This window comes from Chloracidobacterium thermophilum B (assembly GCF_000226295.1).
Taxonomy (GTDB): Bacteria; Acidobacteriota; Blastocatellia; order Chloracidobacteriales; family Chloracidobacteriaceae; genus Chloracidobacterium; species Chloracidobacterium thermophilum.
In genome coordinates this window covers 71734-88109 of the sequence record NC_016025.1, presented here as the reverse complement: position 1 = coordinate 88109, position 16376 = coordinate 71734, and the positions used below count along the sequence as shown (strand labels likewise).

Sequence of the window (16376 nt, the reverse complement as noted above, 5' to 3'; positions counted from 1 at the left end):
AAAAGCAACTGCCCCGCACGCTTTGCCCAAAGCGTGCGGGGCAGATACGGCTTGGACCACCGGCGCTTTAGCAGTTTTTAGCGTGGAGCAAGTTGCCTAAATCGCCACGTCAGGTTGTCAAATCATCCGTTATGACGGACGAACGATGGATGATAACGGAGAACCTTGTCAACCCATTTCTGTGTCGGCGGCCGACAGCGCGGAGGAGGAAGAAAGCGGGCATGTTTTCGTTGTCGGCAGGACGATGGTAAAGGCGGTTCCGACGCCTTCGGTGCTTTTCACGCTCACCTGCCCGCCGTGGGCGGCCGTGATGCGCTGCACAATGGCGAGTCCCAGTCCCGTGCCCAACTGCCGGGTGCGCTGCCGGGCCTGGTAGTACGGGTTGAAAATGTAAGGCAGGTCCTTGGCCGGAATGCCCGGCCCGGTGTCTTCGACGTGAATGACCAGAAAACTTTTACCCGCGTCCAGCCCGACGCCTTCCGTTCGCTCGGCGCGCAGCGTCACCGTGCCGCCGGCAGGCGTGAACTTGATGGCGTTGGAGAGCAGGTTGCCGATGGCACGCAGCATTTTGCCCCGGTCAAGCAGCAGACTGGGCAGGTCAGCCGGGTACTCGACGCGCAGGGTGATGCCCTTGCGCTCGGCGTTGAGGGAGACCTGATCAGCCGCTTCCTGGACGAGTTCCCCGGCGGCCACCAGCTCCAGTTCAAGTGTGGCTTCCCCGGCTTCAGCCTTGGAGAAATCCAGCACTTCGTTGACGAGCCGGGTGATGTGGTCGAGGGTACGGTAAGCGTGCTGAAAAATCCGGCGCAGTTCATCGTCTATGATGCCGGTTTCCTCAGCCCGGAGTTCCGTCAACTCCAGCGCCCCATAGACCGTGGCGAGTGGCGAGCGGATGTCGTGGACGAGCACGGCCGTGAACTCCTCCCGCTGATGGGCCAGCTCTTCCAGCTTGGCGACGGTTTCCTGAAGCTGGGCAGCTTTTTCGCGCAGTTGGTGTTTGAGTTCGTGAATGCGCATGGCGCTGCGCACCCGCGCCAGAAGTTCCTTGGTTTCACAGGGCTTCACCAGGTAGTCATCCGCCCCGGCATCAAGCCCCTGCACCCGGTCTTCGAGTTCGCTGCGCGACGACAGCATGATGATTTGGCTGTCGAGCAATTTGGGATTGGTGCGAATCAAACGGCACACCTCAGGCCCATCCAGACCCGGCATCACCCAGTCCAGCAGAATCACCCCCGGCAAGGCAGCATCCACCTGCTGCAAGGCATCTTCGCCATTCACAGCTTCCAGTACGGCAAAGCCGGCCCTGGTCAGGATTTTTCTGAATAACAGACGTACAGTGGATTCATCATCCACCACCAGCACTGTGTTGGACATAAGCTCATGACCCCTGTGGCGGCGTCGAACGCAGCCGCGTCTCTCCAAAGGTCAATTCCGTGCCCCGATAGAGCCGCTGGAGGTTCTCGCGGTGGCGCGCAACAATGACCAGACCTATCACAACCGACCACACCAGGGTCGGCAACCAGACGGCTGGTGGACGCCCCGCCCACCAGCCATCACAACTCCAGATGCCAAACGGCAGCGCGACCACCCCCAGCAGCGAACCCAGCGACACTGTGCGCGTCAGGGCAAAGGCAACCACCCAGACTCCGAGCGACAGAAGCGTGGCCCACGGCGACAGCATCAGAAACACGCCCACTCCGGTCGCCACGCCTTTGCCGCCGCGAAAGCCGAGATAGACCGGAAACATGTGGCCCAGGATGGCTGCCAGCCCCACGGCGCCCTGAGCTGTGGACGCGGACAATCCGAACCACCGCACCGCCAGCCACAGCACCAGCATGCCCTTGGAAACATCCAGTATGTAGGTGGCCAGTCCGGCGGCGAGTCCGGCCTTGCGGACGACATTCGTCGCCCCGGTACTTCCCGACCCGGAAGCGCGGACATCTTCACCCGTCACGGCCTTGGCAATCAGGAAGCCCGAAGGCAGGCCGCCGATGAGGTAGGCCAGCGTCAGAGCGACAAACCAGGTTGCCAGCGGTACGGTTGCCATCGGTTCCGGTATCGTTGCACTAGTTACGGTATGAGGCGTCCACCCGGTCGAGTTTGCGCAGCAGCGCAGGCCAGACCAGTTCGGCGCCCAACCCAAGCGTCACCTGGTCAGCCTGGGCGCGAATGCCCCGCAGAATCGGCTCAGGAATCGTCACGAGCGGTTGCCCGCCGGACTGCGCCAGAACCTGGATGCGGCAGGCGCTTTCCACAACGTACATCAGCAGGAAGGCTTCGGCGGCCGTCCGGCCGACGGTCAGCAGGCCGTGGTTGCGCAGGATGAGAATCTGCTTGTCGCCCAGGTCGGCCACCAGACGTGGCTTTTCGTCTTCATTGAGCGCCACGCCTTCGTAGTCGTGATACCCAAGGCTGGCAAGGGCAAAGAGCGACTGCTGGGAAAGCGGCCGCAGCCCTTCGGCCTGGGCGGCAACGGCAATGCCATGTGGCGTGTGCGTGTGGAACACACACCGGGCATCTTCCCGCGCGGCATGAATGGCGCCGTGAATGGTGAAGCCGGCCGGATTGATGCGGTAGGGTGTTTCCATGACGATCTGCCCATTGAGATCAATCTTGACCAGGTTCGAGGCCGTCACTTCTTCAAAGAGCAGACCGTAGGGATTGATGAGAAAGTGGTGGTCCTCCCCCGGGACGCGCATTGAAATGTGCGTAAACACAAGGTCATCCCAGCCATACAGCGCCGTGAGGCGATACATGGCGGCCAGATCAACCCGCGCCTGCCATTCTTCCGGCGAGACACGGTCACGAACACTCAGCGGCGCAGGTGCGGTCATAGGACAATTCCTCCGTAGGCGCAAATGGACGGGTTCAGGCCGGGCGGTGGGTAGCCCGGTAGGTGGCTTCGATCAGGGAACTGATGCCGCCGCGTGGCGTAAAGTCGCCCGTGACCGTACATTCGACCGGATCGCAGGCGGCAACGACATCCCGCAGGATGCGGTTGATGGCGTTCTCGTAAAAAATCCCCAACTGGCGGTAGGCGTGAATGTAAAGTTTCAGCGATTTCAGCTCCAGGCAGCGGTCACGGGGCACGTAGGTGATGGTCACCGTCCCAAAATCCGGCTGCTCGGTGAGCGGGCACACGGACGTAAACTCCGGGATGCGAATCGTAATTCGGTAGTTCGGAAACTGGTTGGCCCAGCACTCGATGGGTGGCAGCGGTGCATCCAGCCCCTTTCTGGCATGTTCATCGGTGTAAGCGCCCATGAGACATTCAGACCTCGTTTCCTGAAAATCGGTGTTACCTTACCAGCCGCCAGGCGGACTGGCACGAATTTTTCTGACACGAATTTTTGCGCTGTGGAGCTGAACTTTTGCGACATTGAGGCGCAAGCACTTTTCATTTGAAAGGAATCATAACGGTATGACTGAACTGCGCAACATAGGCGTCGTCGGCTGCGGCACGATGGGTGCCGGCATTGCCCAAACCGTGATTCAGGCTGGCCTGGATGTGGTGGTGGTCGAAACGGACGATGACCGGCTGCAACGCGGTTTTACGACGATTGTTTCATCCCTGTCGAAACTGGTCGAGAAGGGCCTTTTGGAAGATGAAGCCAAAAGTGCGGCCCAGCAGCGGCTGCGTGGCTCGACCGAGCTTTCGGCGCTGGCGGGATGTGACCTCATCATCGAGGCTATTGTGGAAGACCTGGCCGCCAAGCAGACGTTGTTCCGCCAGTTGGATGCGTTGTGCCGGCCTGAAACGGTCTTTGCCAGCAACACCTCCTCGCTCTCGATTACCCAGATGGCGGGTGTCGTTTCACCGGCGCGGCAGACCCGCTTTCTCGGCCTGCACTTCTTCAATCCCGTCCCGCGCATGGCGCTTGTGGAAGTCGTCCGGTCGTTTCTGACCGACGCCGCCGTGGCCGAGCAGGTCACGGCCTTTGTGCAGGCGATTGGGAAAACGCCTGTTCAGGCTACGGACAAGACGGGCTTTATCGTCAACCGCCTGCTCGTGCCCTACTCCCTCGACGCCATCCGTGCGCTGGAAGAGGGCGTCGGCTCGATAGCCGACATTGACCAGGCAATGAAGTTGGGGGCGGGGCATCCCATGGGGCCGCTGATGCTCAACGACCTGGTGGGGCTGGATGTCCTCCTCAACGTGGCCAATGTCATGTACGATGCCTTCCGGGAACGGCGGTTCGCGCCCCCGCCGCTTCTGACGCGCATGGTGGCGGCTGGCTGGCTGGGTCGCAAAACCGGACGCGGCTTTTACGACTACAGCGACCCGAAACAGCCCAAGCCCATGACGCTACAGTGACAGGCCGGCTGCCCGGGCCGGGCAACGGGCCTGGGACAGGCAATTGAAGGCCCTCCACTGGCAGCTTTCTTTTGGGAGGCGTCGGCATGGTCAGGAAAAAGTCTTCAGAAGCAGCCGAAGGGCGTTTGGTGTGGAACCATTCGACCCACATTCCGGGACTCATCCCCGTGCTGACGCGCCTGTGCAAAGTGCCCGGCGTCAAGACGGTGACGCCGGGACGCCTGGGACAGGCCAAGGGCCGCCCGCTGCCTCTGACGATTCGGGTCACAGTGCCGATTGTCGGCGGCTTCAAACTTCAGGCGCGTTCCAGTGGGGGCGTCCAGGAAATTTTTGTCGTCACTTCCCTGACCGAAGCGGAGTTGCAGCAGGCCATAGATGAACTTCTGGCCGACGACTGACCGCTGCGCCCGCAACCCACTACGATGTCTGACGCTGCTCCCACCCTGTTTTCGGAATCTCTGCCATTGACGCGGCAGGCCGCTGAGCGCGAAGCGGCAGCCCTGCGGGCTGAAATTGCGCGTCATGACGAGTTGTATTACCAGCAGTACGCGCCGGTCATCAGCGATTACGACTACGATCAGCTCGTCAAACGGCTTCAGGCCATCGAGGCGGAGTTTCCCGACCTCATTACGCCCGATAGTCCGACGCAGCGGATTGGCGGACGCCCCAGCGAAGGCTTTGCCTCCGTACCGCACCGGATTCGCATGCTGTCGCTGGATAACGTCTATTCGCCTGACGAACTGCGCGAATGGGAAGCGCGCTGCCGGCGCACCTATGACGGGCCATTTGACTACGTGGCCGAACTCAAAATTGACGGCATCAGCCTGGCGCTGCGCTACACCGATGGGCTACTGACGGAAGCCATTACCCGTGGCGATGGGCTGACCGGCGATCTGGTGACGGAAAATGCCCGTACGATCCGACAGATTCCCCTGCGTCTGGCGCAGCCGCTGGCGGCTGACATCGAAGTACGGGGCGAGGTCTATCTGCCTCTTTCGGCGTTCCGGCGGCTTAATGCCGACCTTGAAGCCGAAGGCGAAAAAACCTTCGTCAATCCCCGGAACGCTGCCGCCGGCACGATGAAGCTGCTGGACTCACGGGTGGTTGCCAGTCGGCGGCTGGCGATGTTCTGCTATGAATTGTTTGCCGACGGCGTCAAACCCTTTGCCACGCACTGGGAAAGCCTTGAATGGCTGCGCCAGGCGGGTTTTCCGGTCAATCCTCACGCCCGGCGTTGTGCGACGCTCGATGAGGTGCTGGCGTACTGCGCCGAAATGGAAAGCCAGCGGATGGCGCGCGACTATGACACCGACGGCGTGGTGGTGAAAATCAACCCGGTGCGTGTTCAGGACGAGTTGGGCGCGACAGCCAAAGCGCCACGCTGGGCGGTTGCCTACAAATTTGCGCCGATGCAGGCCCAGACCCGCCTGCGCGGCGTGACGTGGCAGGTCGGCCGTCTGGGCACGCTGACGCCGGTGGCCGAACTTGAACCGGTTTTTGTAGCCGGGACGACTGTGGCGCGCGCTTCCCTGCACAATGAAGACCAGATTCAGCGGCTTGATGTACGGCAGGGCGATCTGGTCATCGTCGAAAAAAGCGGCGACATCATTCCGCAGGTTGTGGGCGTGGTCACGGCGGCGCGCACGGGGGCCGAGGTGCCGGTTGGTGTCCCGGAATACTGTCCGGGCTGCCCGGAGCGGCAGGTCCGGCTGGTGCGCCCGGAAGGTGAGGTGGCGTGGCGGTGCCCCGAAATGCACTGCCCGACCAAGCTGCGGCAGCAGGTACAGCATTTTGCCAGCCGTCCGGCGATGGACATCGAAGGGCTGGGCGAAGTGCTCGTGGACAAGCTGGTACGGGAGGGCCTCGTGACGGACGTTGCCGATCTCTACGCCCTGACGGCCGAACAGGTCGCGGCACTGGAGCGGTTGGGGGAGAAGTCGGCAGCCAATCTCATGGCCCAGCTTGAACGCAGCAAGACGGCCGGGTTGGAGCGGCTCATCTTTGCCCTGGGGATTCCCGATGTCGGTCGCCGCAAGGCGCAACTGCTGGCGCAGCACTTCGGCTCGCTGGCGGCGCTGGCGGCAGCTTCGGAGGCGGAACTGGTGGCCGTACGGGACATCGGTCCGGCCACAGCCGCGCACATCCGTCAGTGGTTTGCCGATGCCCGGCATCAGCAGACGGTGGCACGGCTGGAAGCGGCCGGGGTTGTGACCCGGCTGGACTCGTCCGGTGCGGGTACGACGGCGCGGCTGGCAGGCAAGCAGTTCGTACTGACGGGAACTCTGCCCAACCTGACGCGGGAGGAAGCGACAGCGCGCATCGAGGCGGCTGGCGGACGGGTGACGAGCGCCGTCAGCAAGAAGACGGATTATGTTGTGGTGGGTGAAAATCCCGGCTCGAAGCTGGCCAAGGCTGAGGCGCTGGGCATTCCCCTTCTGGACGAAGCCGGGCTGCTGGCGCTACTCGCCGGATAAGAAGACCTGCCGCTATGTTGGATACTGCTGCCGTCTGCACACCTGTCCCGGTGAATCCAGGCGGCTTCAACCAAAAGTCCACACTTCCGTATGGCTTGCAACTCAATCAACTGCACCAGGCCATGAATGACTTTCTGGACTTTCTGGGCTTTGTCAACAGGCAGCTTTACTCAAAAGGGATACCCCGCCTCGAATGTCTTCTTATGCCAGCAACCTTCAGTAGTTTGGTTGGAGAGTACATCGTTTACAGAATTCCCTTCTACTGCACGCAACTGGTAAAGAATCAACACCACAATGGGCATCCAGACCTGATTCCAACAGGAATTTTCCCCCAAAATGCCGTTCTTCACACAGACGAGGGCATAGAAGTAAAGGCTTCAAAATACTCAAGTGGTTGGCAGGGACATAATCCTGAATCCGTTTGGCTTCTGGTATTTCAGATTGATTGCAACTCACCCAATGAGAAGGTCACGCAACCCAAGCCTTTTCAGTTCAAGGCGGTTTATGGGGCCAAACTTGACAAGCAAGACTGGAATTTTTCCGGCCGCTCAGCCACGAGCCGTCGGACGATAACAGCCAGCGTCAACAAAAGTGGACTTGAGAAGATGAAGCAAAACTGGATATACCGGACTTAGGGCAACTGAAGAGACATTTGATTTTCCTTGACGTCAAGTGCCGATAAAGCCGGTATGGACGTCAGGCTTAAGTGGTAGTAATCCGGGTTTTTCTCGATACCGAGGGCAGAATACCCAACTGCCTCGGCAGCCGCAATCGTGGAGCCTGAACCCATAAAAGGGTCAAGAAGAATGCCTTCGCCAAGCGGCAAAGAAGCATACACAAGCTGGCGCAGAAAAGATTGCGGTTTCAGGCTCGGATGATTGGCCAGCATCCGTTCTTTTCGTGGCGTGCGTTCACTTTCAATGACGTCCTCGAAAGGATTGCCATCGGGCTTGCGCCGCAAGCCGCCGGTCTGAAACTGTCGCAGGCACTCGCTGACGGTCATGCCTTTAGGTAGTGGCTTGCGGAAGATGCCCCAGGGTTCGTAACACCCACGCGGCATGGAACAGACATCGGGAAACTCCTCTTCGGCATTTTTGGGCTTGTCCCCGCCCCGCAGGGTTCTCACCAACCGGATGACCTGCCCCCGAAACTCCAGGCCGGCGCGCACCAGAGCCGCAAAAACGGTTTGCGACAGAAAGACATTGGAGGCAAGAAAAAGATGCCCGCCTGGGTACAGGACCCGCAGGGCAAGCATTGCCCACTCCTGAAAATACACTTCGATTTGTTCCCGCTCCTTCCCGTTCAGGGCCGTGAAGCGCGGGAGCGGTGATCGGGTGTGCCCATCAAAGGAAGGTGGGATGCGCCAGATACCGCCGTGACCGTTTGAGCGTTTGGCCAACTGTTCCGGGTCATACTCTTTCAGCCCGTATGGCGGATCGGTGACGATGGCATGGAAACATTCGCCCGGCACGCGACGCATCCACTCCAGGCAGTCGGCGTGAATTACCACGGAGTTCCCCACGGCCTGATACGCGCAGTCGCCGGCGTAGCGTTGTCCAAGCTGTTCCGCAGTCATTCAGATTACCTGTTCATCTGATACATTTTGAAATAAGCTACCACGAGCTTCATCACTAATAAGCGTATTACCATATCAAACATAGCAAGTTTTCCAGCGGAAGACCTGGATTATTCTTGCTATGACGTTCTACCACAGAAAACTTAGTTGTTTCTCTTGCAAATTCCTTTCGTGCAGCTTAGTCAAATAGTTTGAAATAAAGAGTTCCTTGCCCGTCTGATTGGAGTGAGGGGTAACATTACGCATTCCGTATTTCAAATCCCAAGTCAAGATTGTCGCAAATGAAAAGAGTTCTCTGATGTACTCGCTATCATCATACGTGATGAGCCAATCGTGGCGGCACCTTTTCATCGTCTCGGCAAAACGAACATGGTCAAAGCATTTGTGTAAGTTTCCATTCTTACCATACAATGCAGATTTAGTTGCGGAATAGTAGGGCGGATCAAGAAAAAGAAACACATTTTTACCTTCCTGCCCAACAACTTTTTGGAAATCTTCATTAGTGATCTTTGTTCCCTTAATGACCTCTGCAAACTTTTTCAATCGATGAATACTACTTTCAGTAAATCTTCCTCGAAATGCTTGTTCGCTGTACCCACCACTTTCACTTGTTCCAGAAAATGTCATGCGATTGAGAATAAAAAATGCAGCAGCAGTTTCAATGTCATCAAATGCAGAAGTATTGCTGACGAGAAATCTATGTAAGTCTTTACCTTCTTGGAATTGCTCGCGCCATTCATAGACTTTTTTGATTATGCATTCCACGTCAGATTCGCACATCTTCCAAAATTTAAAAAGTGGAAGGTGCAAGTCATTAACCCAAAATTTTCTGTTCGGAAATTTTTGCTTGAGATAGATAAATACAGATCCCCCGCCGAGAAATGGTTCACGGTATTCTTCGAATTGAGGCACAAGCGAGGCGATCAAGTTTACTGCGCGGCTTTTACCTCCTGGGTATCTAAGTGGACTTCCGATCATTGGCTTCTTGCACTTTTACCTCAAAATTATTACTTTTTGCTTCTAAGAAGAGTTGCTCTATCAATCTTTTTTACGTCTCATTGAGACGATTCGCGCTGAAGAAATTTTTGAGTTCTTCTTCTGAGGACTTAGAACTAATGTAGCCACTTAATTTTTCAGATGTCAACTTCAAGGTTGGGTTACATACGACATTCGCCCCATTCACCTTTGTGTCGGAAAGATTGGAATATAAAACCATCTTCAATAATCCGTCCTTGATGTCGCTCTTACTGGGTATCAAAGTATTTTTACTGTGCTTTGCCTCAATCAATGAAACAGTTTTACCTGGCTGAACCTCATCCACAGTAAGAAAATACTGCCCACCTAGGTAATCTTCAATAGTTAGTTTTGCCTTTGTAAAGTTTGACAATTTTTCTTTCGGCTGAACAGTAGCATATTCTCTCATTTGCGCTTTTTGTGCGTTTTCCCTTGAAGATTTCATATATTGCGATATATCCTGCCTGATCTTAATCTTTGAATTTTGCTATTCCATTGGAGCTGTGGAGCTTGACTCCTGTTTCTTTTTCAATCTTATTGTAGGCAGCTTGTACCTTTTCTATAATACTTTCCAAATTAACTTTTAGTTCTTTCAAGTTCCAATGTAAAGCTGAACTACGGTATTGTTTTATTTCTCTGATTTTTGTTAATATATATTCATTGTCAAACTGCTGACTGGTTATTTTCTCACCCTCCTTTTTTGCTTTATCGTAATAAGCGAGCACAACAAACACGTCAAGTAAACTCATCAGTGATATTGTATCCCATTGGATAAAATCTCTATCACCTACTGCACCTTCATCCTTGATTACTGGAATCACTGTTACCCTTTTCGGGTAAGCCAATGTGTTGTAAACTCTCTCAAACGGATAAGAGCGGGTACGTTTTGGCGAAACCCATTTTGAAACCGCAAAAGTGTGTGTATCATCTTTGATAATGCAGGCAGGAGGAGTATTGCTAATGTCAAACTCTGCAATTCTGATTTCTTGTAAACTTTCTACAAGAAAGAATCTGTAAGTAATGCCCTTAATTCTGCCTGTGGTGTTCATTTTGCTACTTGCTGTAGTAGTAACCCGGATTTTTCTCGATACCAAGGGTAGAATATCCAACCACCCCGGCAGTCGCAATCGTGGAGCTTGAACCCATAAAAGGGTCAAGAAGAATGCCTTCGCCAAGCGGCAAAGGAGCATACACAAGCTGGCGCAGAAAAGATTGCGGTTTCAGGCTCGGATGATTGGCCAGCATCCGTTCTTTTCGTGGCGTGCGTTCACTTTCAATGACGTCCTCGAAAGGATTGCCATCGGGCTTGCGCCGCAAGCCGCCGGTCTGAAACTGTCGCAGGCACTCGCTGACGGTCATGCCTTTAGGTAGTGGCTTGCGGAAGATGCCCTAGGGTTCGTAACACCCACGCGGCATGGAACAGACATCGGGAAACTCCTCTTCGGCATTTTTGGGCTTGTCCCCACCCCACAGGGTTCTCACCAACCGGATGACCTGCCCCCGAAACTCCAGGCCGGCGCGCACCAGAGCCGCAAAAACGGTTTGCGACAGAAAGACATTGGAGGCAAGAAAAAGATGCCCGCCTGGGTACAGGACCCGCAGAGCAAGCGTTACCCACTCCTGAAAATACACTTCAATTGCTCCCGCTCCTTCCCGTTCAGGGCCGTGAAGCGCGGAAGCAGTGCGCGTGTATGGCCATCAAGGTGGGATGCGCCAGATACCGCTGTGACTGTTGGAGCATTTGGCCAACGGTTCCGGGTCATACGCTATCTCAGTCCATAGGTGCAGATCGGTGACAATGGCATGGAAACATTCGCCCGGCACGCGACGCATCCACTCCAGGCAGTCGGCGTGAATTACCACGGAGTTCCCCACGGCCTGATACGCGCAGTCGCCGGCGTAGCGTTGTCCAAGCTGTTCCGCCCTCATTACAGATGACCTGTTCATCGGCTGTTCACAGAACGAACCCCAGCACACTGGCTTTCATACAGCAGATTCGGTGTCCTGCATCTCTCGCCGTGTTCCGTTTCCGGGAGTTTTCAGAAACGCCGGCGGAATTGGCAGCACAATCCGGAGCAGGTCAGACATTGAACGCTGCGCCAGACCTTTGTCCACAGCACCAAGTATCCTGGACTCAACAAATTGGCCGCAGTGTTCCGAAGCGGTAAAGTCCCGGCTGGCGGGGATTTTTCTGGCGAGGTGAAGGATTTTGCCTGCAATGCGGTTTCTTATCAGCGTGCTGTTACTGGGTCTGTTGGCCTGGCCGTGGCCGGTTGTCCACGCCGCGCGGGCGGTCCGTCCAGTGAAAACCACGGCTGTAGAGGTCAGGGCGGAAGAGCCTCCGGCCGAACCAAGCTACCCGGACATCGCGGCCAACGACGAACCGACGCCACGCCTCAACGGCCCTCGTGTGGTGGGCACGACGCCGGGGCGCGAGTTCATCTACCGCCTGCCCGTAACCGGCGCCGCCCCGCTGACCTGCACCGTCACCAATCTGCCGCCCGGCTTGACCTTCGATGCCGCCACAGGGGTCATCCGCGGCCGGGTCGAAAAGGAAGGGACGACACCGGTTGCGATTACCGTACGCAACCGCTACGGCACGGCGCGGGCCACGCTGCGCATCGTCGCTGGCCGGAACAAACTGGCGCTGACACCACCAATGGGCTGGAACTCGTGGAACGTCTGGGGCACACAGGTTTCGGACGAAAAGGTACGCGCCGCCGCCGAAGCCCTTGAGCGCACGGGACTGGCGGCTTGTGGTTATCGTTATGTCTGCATTGACGATGGCTGGCAGGGCCGCCGTACGCCAGAGGGTGTCATGCAGCCCAATGAACGATTCCCGGACATGAAAGCCCTTGGCGACTGGCTGCATGCCAGAGGCTTCCTTTTCGGGATGTACACCTCGCCAGGGCCGTTTACCTGCGGGCGCTACCTTGGTAGTTGGCGACACGAGGAAGCCGATGCCCGGCTGTATGCCAGTTGGGGTGTGGATTACCTCAAGCATGACTGGTGTTCCTACGAGGGCATTGCGCGGCAGAAGACACCGGAGGTGCTGCAGCAGCCATACATCGTGATGCGGGCGGCACTCGACAAAACCGACCGCGACATCGTTTATGCCATCTGTCAATACGGTATGGGTGAAGTGTGGACGTGGGCGCGCCAGCCCAACATTGGCGGCAACCTCTGGCGGACAACGGGCGACATCGAAGACACGTGGCAAAGCGTCTCGGAGATTGGGTTTCGACACTCGCCGCTGGCGCGGTTTGCCGGGCCCGGCGGCTGGAATGACCCGGACATGCTTGTGCTGGGGGTTGTCGGGTGGGGGGAAAAGACCCGTCCGACGCGCCTGACGCCGGACGAACAGATTACGCACATGACGTTGTGGGCGCTGCTGGCAGCCCCGCTCATCCTGGGTTGTGATCTGACCCGGCTGGATGAGTTCACCCGGCGGCTGCTGACGAATCCCGAAGTCATTGGCATTGACCAGGACGAGTTGGGCGTACCAGCCACCCGGCGCGATACAGCACAGGATGGAACGGAAGTCTGGGCGCGTCCGCTGGCTGACGGCCGTCTGGCGGTCGGGTTGTTCAACCGCAGCAACGACACGCAGACGGTTACAGCGAACTGGCGTGACCTGGGATTGCGCGGGCGCTGTACTGTACGGGATGTGTGGCAGCGGCGTGATGTCGGGACGTTTGACCAGGTGTTTGCCGCGCTCGTACCGCCACATGGCGCGCGGTTGTTGCTTTTGCGCCCCCAGCCGACAGCGCCACGCTCCCCACGGCGGACGGCCACGCCGCCCGCCAACCAGCACGGGAACGGGAACTGAAAGCTGCCATTGCCATTTCCTCACCGGTCAGGAATCCTACCCGGTGCCTTGAGGGAAGTTTACCGAAAAAACGCCGTAAAGCCCTGCACTTTAGGGCAGGGATATAAGGCGCACGCTGTTTTATCAAGCCAAACCTGTGATAAAATAGCAGTATGAGAGTCATGGAAGCCAAGCTACTCAACGGGACAGCAGAGCAGTATCAGGCTCTGGATGAAGCCATCCGTACCGCACAGTTTGTCAGAAACAAATGTGTGCGGTACTGGATGGACAACAAGAGCGTCAACAAAGCTGTTCTCTATGCCCACTGCAAAGACCTGGCCAAAGAGTTTGACTTTGCCAGGAAGATAAACTCAGCGGCAAGGCAGGCAAGTGCAGAGCGAGCTTGGGCTTCCATTTCTCGGTTCTATACCAACTGCAGAAACAAGGCGGTCAAGAAAGGCTATCCGCAGTTCAAGAAGAACTGTCGGTCGGTCGAGTACAAGCTGTCCGGCTGGAAGCTGTCTCCTGACGGCATGTCCATCACGTTCACCGACGGCTTCAACGCAGGAACATTCGCCTTGTACTGCAATGGTGAGGCAAGACACCATATCCTAAACTCCAAAATCAATCGGGTGCGGGTGATACGCAGGGCAGATGGGTACTATGCCCAGTTCTGCTTGGATGTGGAGCGCAAAGAGCAGGGAGCATACACAGGCAATGTGATTGGCATTGACTTGGGCTTAAAGGCTTTCTACACCGACCAGAACGGCAACCCTGTAGAGTGTCCTAAGTATCTGCGGAAAGCGGAGAAGCGGCTAAAGCGCCACCAGCGCAGGTTGAGTAGGAAGTTCAAGAAAGGGGCGAAACCTCAATCTAAGAACTACCACAAGCAAAAGAAAAGACTAGGCAAAGCACATCTGAAAGTCCAACGCCAGCGTAAAGACTGGGTGATTAAGTTAGCTCGGTGCGTGGTGGCATCTCACGATGTCGTGGTGTACGAAGACTTGCAGGTGAAGAACCTGGTCAAGAACCATCATCTTGCCAAATCCATTCATGATGCTAGCTGGTCGCAGTTCACCCAGTGGTTAGACTACTACGGTAAGGTATGGGACAAGGCAGTAGTCAGCGTACCACCGCAGTACACCACACAGGACTGTAGTAACTGTGGGCATAGGGTAGTAAAAACCCTATCCACCAGAACCCATAGTTGTCCTAAATGTGGATTTGAATCAGACAGAGACCAGAATGCGGCTTTGAACATCCTCAAGAAGGGACTAAGCATCTTGGGAATGGAGTGGCAAAACAGTACCTTTGGGCAAAAGGGAACTGCCTCGAAAGAGGGAACGCTTGGGGAGAGATGCACCGCTGCTTTAGAGGGGCAACCTGATGAAGTAAGTGCGCTCGCAGAACCAAGAACAAGAATCCCCTGCCTTTAGGCAGGGGAGTATGTCAAAAACGCTTTGCCTCTGGAAGTATCCTGGATTCAGAGAAGTCCATGATGAGCAGCCTGCCTTTGTTTCACCCAGTCAAATCAATTGAAGCCACTTTTCATCAGGAAGCTGAAATCGTAGCTTTCAATGGCGATGTGGCGGACTTTGTGGCACAGATTCCAGATGAATCCATCACACTCATTATCACTTCCCCGCCATACAATCTTGGAAAAATCTACGAAAACCGCACAACGATAAGTGACTATCTGGAAACCCAATCCAGTCTGATTTCGGAGCTTTGCAGGATACTGAAACCAAACGGGAGTATATGCTGGCAGGTTGGTAACTTCGTGGAAGATGGAGAAATCTATCCATTGGATATTTTCTATTATCCCATTTTCAAAAAGTTTAGAATGAAGTTGCGCAATCGGATAATATGGACGTTTGGACATGGACTGCATTACTCCAAACGTTTTTCTGGTCGGTATGAAACAATACTATGGTTTACCAAGTCAGATGACTACATATTCAATCTCGACTCCGTTCGTGTTCCCTCAAAATATCCGGGAAAACGTCACTTCAAGGGACCAAACAGGGGAAAGCCATCAGGCAATCCCCTTGGTAAAAACCCATCCGATGTCTGGGAGATACTCATCCAGGACTGGGAAGCCGCGGTATGGGACATTCCCAATGTAAAATCCAATCATCCTGAAAAGACCATCCATCCCTGCCAGTTTCCCATTGAACTCGCCGAACGCTGCGTACTGGCACTGACCAACGAGCGGGATTGGGTTTTTGACCCCTACATGGGCGTTGGCTCAGCACTGGTGGCGGCTGTCAGGCACGGCCGGCGGGCTGCAGGATGCGACAAAGAAGCCACCTATGTTGAAATTGCCCGCCGGCGCCTGTCCGACTATTTCAACGGCACCCTTGGGTATCGCCCAATAGGCAAGCCGGTTCATCAGCCGACGGGGAGAGAGAAGGTATCGCAGGTTCCAGATGAATGGAAAGAAAACCTACAGACTGGCATTAGCGAAAATCGGAACAAAGCTGAATGAAAATTGCAGGCATTTACTCGTTCAATAATGGCAAAGAAGTTGTCGAAAGCAAATACAATCTGGAATTCAGCGAAATCAAAAATATCATCCACAGCATAGACAGCGAAAGGTGCAGAACGAAAATCAGCAGGGAAAAAACAATGTCTGGAAGAAAGCTCTACAATTCAAAAGAACTGAATAAAGCATTCACAGAAGAGTTTGCAAGGCAAAATTGGAAAAGGTATAGAATAGAATGTACATATTCCAGTGAATACTACACAGAAGACTTTCATCCTGCAGAAAAACCAAAGAGCGCATTCCGCGAAATTGATTTTGTAAAAAATCGTCTCGGTGTAGAGGTTCAATTCGGCAAATACGCTTTCATGGTGTACAATGTGTGTGCGAAAATGACTATTTTTCACAATTTGAATGTGATAGATGCAGGCATTGAAATCGTACCCGTCAAATCTTTTGCCAACGAAATGTCAACCGGTGTTTCCTATTTCGAGCAGTTTGTCTGGGACCTGGAGCACCGTGGTGTCTCTGACATTGACATCCCGGTGCTGGTGCTGGGCATAACAGCCTGAAAGATGGCATCGCGTCAGGATGCCAGGTGTAGGACCCCACGCCACAGCCAACCTGGCAACTGCTGTCTTGCCATCGGCAGATGTCTCATCTTCACGCAGGCTGACAAACAATCAACGCTGCAAAAGCTATATCCA

The 16376-nt window shown here is 55.5% G+C and carries 19 protein-coding genes; 8 read left to right on the top strand and 11 right to left on the bottom strand.

What is annotated here, in order from left to right:
* Nucleotides 1–168 precede the first annotated feature (168 nt).
* Genes CABTHER_RS11445 through queF form a run of 4 tightly spaced genes read right to left on the bottom strand, consistent with a single transcriptional unit; the run spans nt 169 to nt 3264 of the window.
* Complete coding sequence (locus CABTHER_RS11445; RefSeq protein WP_014100808.1) at nt 169–1374, bottom strand: hybrid sensor histidine kinase/response regulator; 1206 nt, start codon at nt 1372–1374, stop codon at nt 169–171.
* 4 nt (nt 1375–1378) lie between these two features.
* Nucleotides 1379–2047: a glycerol-3-phosphate 1-O-acyltransferase PlsY gene (plsY, locus tag CABTHER_RS11440; protein ID WP_014100807.1), complete on the bottom strand. Its 669-nt coding sequence runs from the start codon at nt 2045–2047 to the stop codon at nt 1379–1381.
* 19 nt (nt 2048–2066) lie between these two features.
* The gene (locus tag CABTHER_RS11435; RefSeq protein ID WP_014100806.1) at nt 2067–2834 is read right to left on the bottom strand and encodes a class II aldolase/adducin family protein; all 768 of its coding nucleotides are present in this window, start codon (nt 2832–2834) and stop codon (nt 2067–2069) included.
* A gap of 34 nt (nt 2835–2868) precedes the next feature.
* On the bottom strand, nt 2869–3264 hold the full coding sequence (gene queF / locus CABTHER_RS11430) for a preQ(1) synthase (protein ID WP_014100805.1): 396 nt from the start codon (nt 3262–3264) through the stop codon (nt 2869–2871).
* 157 nt (nt 3265–3421) lie between these two features.
* Between queF and CABTHER_RS11425 the strand changes: the two genes are divergently transcribed.
* The 4 genes from CABTHER_RS11425 to CABTHER_RS11410 all read left to right on the top strand — a co-directional run bounded on the left by CABTHER_RS11425 (nt 3422) and on the right by CABTHER_RS11410 (nt 7424).
* On the top strand, nt 3422–4315 hold the full coding sequence (locus CABTHER_RS11425; protein ID WP_014100804.1) for a 3-hydroxyacyl-CoA dehydrogenase family protein: 894 nt from the start codon (nt 3422–3424) through the stop codon (nt 4313–4315).
* 86 nt (nt 4316–4401) lie between these two features.
* Nucleotides 4402–4713, top strand: coding sequence for a DUF2103 domain-containing protein (locus CABTHER_RS11420; RefSeq protein ID WP_014100803.1), 312 nt, complete (start codon nt 4402–4404; stop codon nt 4711–4713).
* A 24-nt stretch (nt 4714–4737) separates the two neighbouring features.
* Nucleotides 4738–6789, top strand: a complete 2052-nt coding sequence (ligA, locus tag CABTHER_RS11415) for an NAD-dependent DNA ligase LigA (RefSeq protein ID WP_014100802.1) — start codon at nt 4738–4740, stop codon at nt 6787–6789.
* Between the two features lie 14 nt (nt 6790–6803).
* Nucleotides 6804–7424, top strand: a complete 621-nt coding sequence (locus CABTHER_RS11410) for a hypothetical protein (protein ID WP_014100801.1) — start codon at nt 6804–6806, stop codon at nt 7422–7424.
* Here CABTHER_RS11410 and CABTHER_RS11405 read toward each other — a convergent pair.
* The 7 genes from CABTHER_RS11405 to CABTHER_RS17905 form a co-directional block, all read right to left on the bottom strand.
* On the bottom strand, nt 7421–8365 hold the full coding sequence (locus CABTHER_RS11405; RefSeq protein WP_014100800.1) for a DNA-methyltransferase: 945 nt from the start codon (nt 8363–8365) through the stop codon (nt 7421–7423). The two genes, CABTHER_RS11410 and CABTHER_RS11405, sit on opposite strands and share 4 nt — an antisense overlap.
* Before the next feature lie 129 nt (nt 8366–8494).
* Nucleotides 8495–9343: a DNA adenine methylase gene (locus CABTHER_RS11400; protein ID WP_041569946.1), complete on the bottom strand. Its 849-nt coding sequence runs from the start codon at nt 9341–9343 to the stop codon at nt 8495–8497.
* 70 nt (nt 9344–9413) lie between these two features.
* Nucleotides 9414–9824 carry a hypothetical protein gene (locus CABTHER_RS16090; protein ID WP_148264080.1) on the bottom strand — a complete coding sequence of 137 codons (411 nt, stop codon included), beginning with the start codon at nt 9822–9824 and terminating at the stop codon, nt 9414–9416.
* A 25-nt stretch (nt 9825–9849) separates the two neighbouring features.
* Nucleotides 9850–10428: a hypothetical protein gene (locus tag CABTHER_RS17055; RefSeq protein WP_148264079.1), complete on the bottom strand. Its 579-nt coding sequence runs from the start codon at nt 10426–10428 to the stop codon at nt 9850–9852.
* A gap of 4 nt (nt 10429–10432) precedes the next feature.
* A complete protein-coding gene (locus tag CABTHER_RS17915; protein WP_455423209.1) occupies nt 10433–10738 on the bottom strand; it encodes a DNA methyltransferase in 306 nt (101 codons plus the stop codon).
* A 30-nt stretch (nt 10739–10768) separates the two neighbouring features.
* Nucleotides 10769–11011 carry a hypothetical protein gene (locus CABTHER_RS17910; protein WP_455423208.1) on the bottom strand — a complete coding sequence of 81 codons (243 nt, stop codon included), beginning with the start codon at nt 11009–11011 and terminating at the stop codon, nt 10769–10771.
* 66 nt (nt 11012–11077) lie between these two features.
* Nucleotides 11078–11326 carry a hypothetical protein gene (locus tag CABTHER_RS17905; RefSeq protein WP_455423207.1) on the bottom strand — a complete coding sequence of 83 codons (249 nt, stop codon included), beginning with the start codon at nt 11324–11326 and terminating at the stop codon, nt 11078–11080.
* Between the two features lie 271 nt (nt 11327–11597).
* Here CABTHER_RS17905 and CABTHER_RS11385 point away from each other — a divergent pair, with 271 nt between their 5' ends.
* The 4 genes from CABTHER_RS11385 (at nt 11598) to CABTHER_RS11370 (ending at nt 16241) form a co-directional block, all read left to right on the top strand.
* Nucleotides 11598–13208: a putative Ig domain-containing protein gene (locus tag CABTHER_RS11385; RefSeq protein WP_014100797.1), complete on the top strand. Its 1611-nt coding sequence runs from the start codon at nt 11598–11600 to the stop codon at nt 13206–13208.
* Between the two features lie 152 nt (nt 13209–13360).
* Nucleotides 13361–14623, top strand: a complete 1263-nt coding sequence (locus CABTHER_RS11380; protein ID WP_014100796.1) for an RNA-guided endonuclease InsQ/TnpB family protein — start codon at nt 13361–13363, stop codon at nt 14621–14623.
* Between the two features lie 62 nt (nt 14624–14685).
* Complete coding sequence (locus CABTHER_RS11375; RefSeq protein WP_014100795.1) at nt 14686–15675, top strand: DNA-methyltransferase; 990 nt, start codon at nt 14686–14688, stop codon at nt 15673–15675.
* Nucleotides 15672–16241, top strand: coding sequence for a BglII/BstYI family type II restriction endonuclease (locus CABTHER_RS11370; RefSeq protein ID WP_014100794.1), 570 nt, complete (start codon nt 15672–15674; stop codon nt 16239–16241). Before CABTHER_RS11375 ends, CABTHER_RS11370 begins: the two co-directional genes overlap by 4 nt.
* The last annotated feature ends 135 nt before the right edge of the window (nt 16242–16376 follow it).

Bases quoted from the DNA above. Each gene is read 5' to 3' on its own strand.
- CABTHER_RS11445 (WP_014100808.1), bottom strand. From the start codon at position 1,374: ATGTCCAACACAGTGCTGGTGGTGGATGATGAATCCACTGTACGTCTG.
- plsY (WP_014100807.1), bottom strand. From the start codon at position 2,047: ATGGCAACCGTACCGCTGGCAACCTGGTTTGTCGCTCTGACGCTGGCC.
- CABTHER_RS11435 (WP_014100806.1), bottom strand. From the start codon at position 2,834: ATGACCGCACCTGCGCCGCTGAGTGTTCGTGACCGTGTCTCGCCGGAA.
- queF (WP_014100805.1), bottom strand. From the start codon at position 3,264: ATGGGCGCTTACACCGATGAACATGCCAGAAAGGGGCTGGATGCACCG.
- CABTHER_RS11425 (WP_014100804.1), top strand. From the start codon at position 3,422: ATGACTGAACTGCGCAACATAGGCGTCGTCGGCTGCGGCACGATGGGT.
- CABTHER_RS11420 (WP_014100803.1), top strand. From the start codon at position 4,402: ATGGTCAGGAAAAAGTCTTCAGAAGCAGCCGAAGGGCGTTTGGTGTGG.
- ligA (WP_014100802.1), top strand. From the start codon at position 4,738: ATGTCTGACGCTGCTCCCACCCTGTTTTCGGAATCTCTGCCATTGACG.
- CABTHER_RS11410 (WP_014100801.1), top strand. From the start codon at position 6,804: ATGTTGGATACTGCTGCCGTCTGCACACCTGTCCCGGTGAATCCAGGC.
- CABTHER_RS11405 (WP_014100800.1), bottom strand. From the start codon at position 8,365: ATGACTGCGGAACAGCTTGGACAACGCTACGCCGGCGACTGCGCGTAT.
- CABTHER_RS11400 (WP_041569946.1), bottom strand. From the start codon at position 9,343: ATGATCGGAAGTCCACTTAGATACCCAGGAGGTAAAAGCCGCGCAGTA.
- CABTHER_RS16090 (WP_148264080.1), bottom strand. From the start codon at position 9,824: ATGAAATCTTCAAGGGAAAACGCACAAAAAGCGCAAATGAGAGAATAT.
- CABTHER_RS17055 (WP_148264079.1), bottom strand. From the start codon at position 10,428: ATGAACACCACAGGCAGAATTAAGGGCATTACTTACAGATTCTTTCTT.
- CABTHER_RS17915 (WP_455423209.1), bottom strand. From the start codon at position 10,738: ATGACCGTCAGCGAGTGCCTGCGACAGTTTCAGACCGGCGGCTTGCGG.
- CABTHER_RS17905 (WP_455423207.1), bottom strand. From the start codon at position 11,326: ATGAACAGGTCATCTGTAATGAGGGCGGAACAGCTTGGACAACGCTAC.
- CABTHER_RS11385 (WP_014100797.1), top strand. From the start codon at position 11,598: ATGCGGTTTCTTATCAGCGTGCTGTTACTGGGTCTGTTGGCCTGGCCG.
- CABTHER_RS11380 (WP_014100796.1), top strand. From the start codon at position 13,361: ATGAGAGTCATGGAAGCCAAGCTACTCAACGGGACAGCAGAGCAGTAT.
- CABTHER_RS11375 (WP_014100795.1), top strand. From the start codon at position 14,686: ATGAGCAGCCTGCCTTTGTTTCACCCAGTCAAATCAATTGAAGCCACT.
- CABTHER_RS11370 (WP_014100794.1), top strand. From the start codon at position 15,672: ATGAAAATTGCAGGCATTTACTCGTTCAATAATGGCAAAGAAGTTGTC.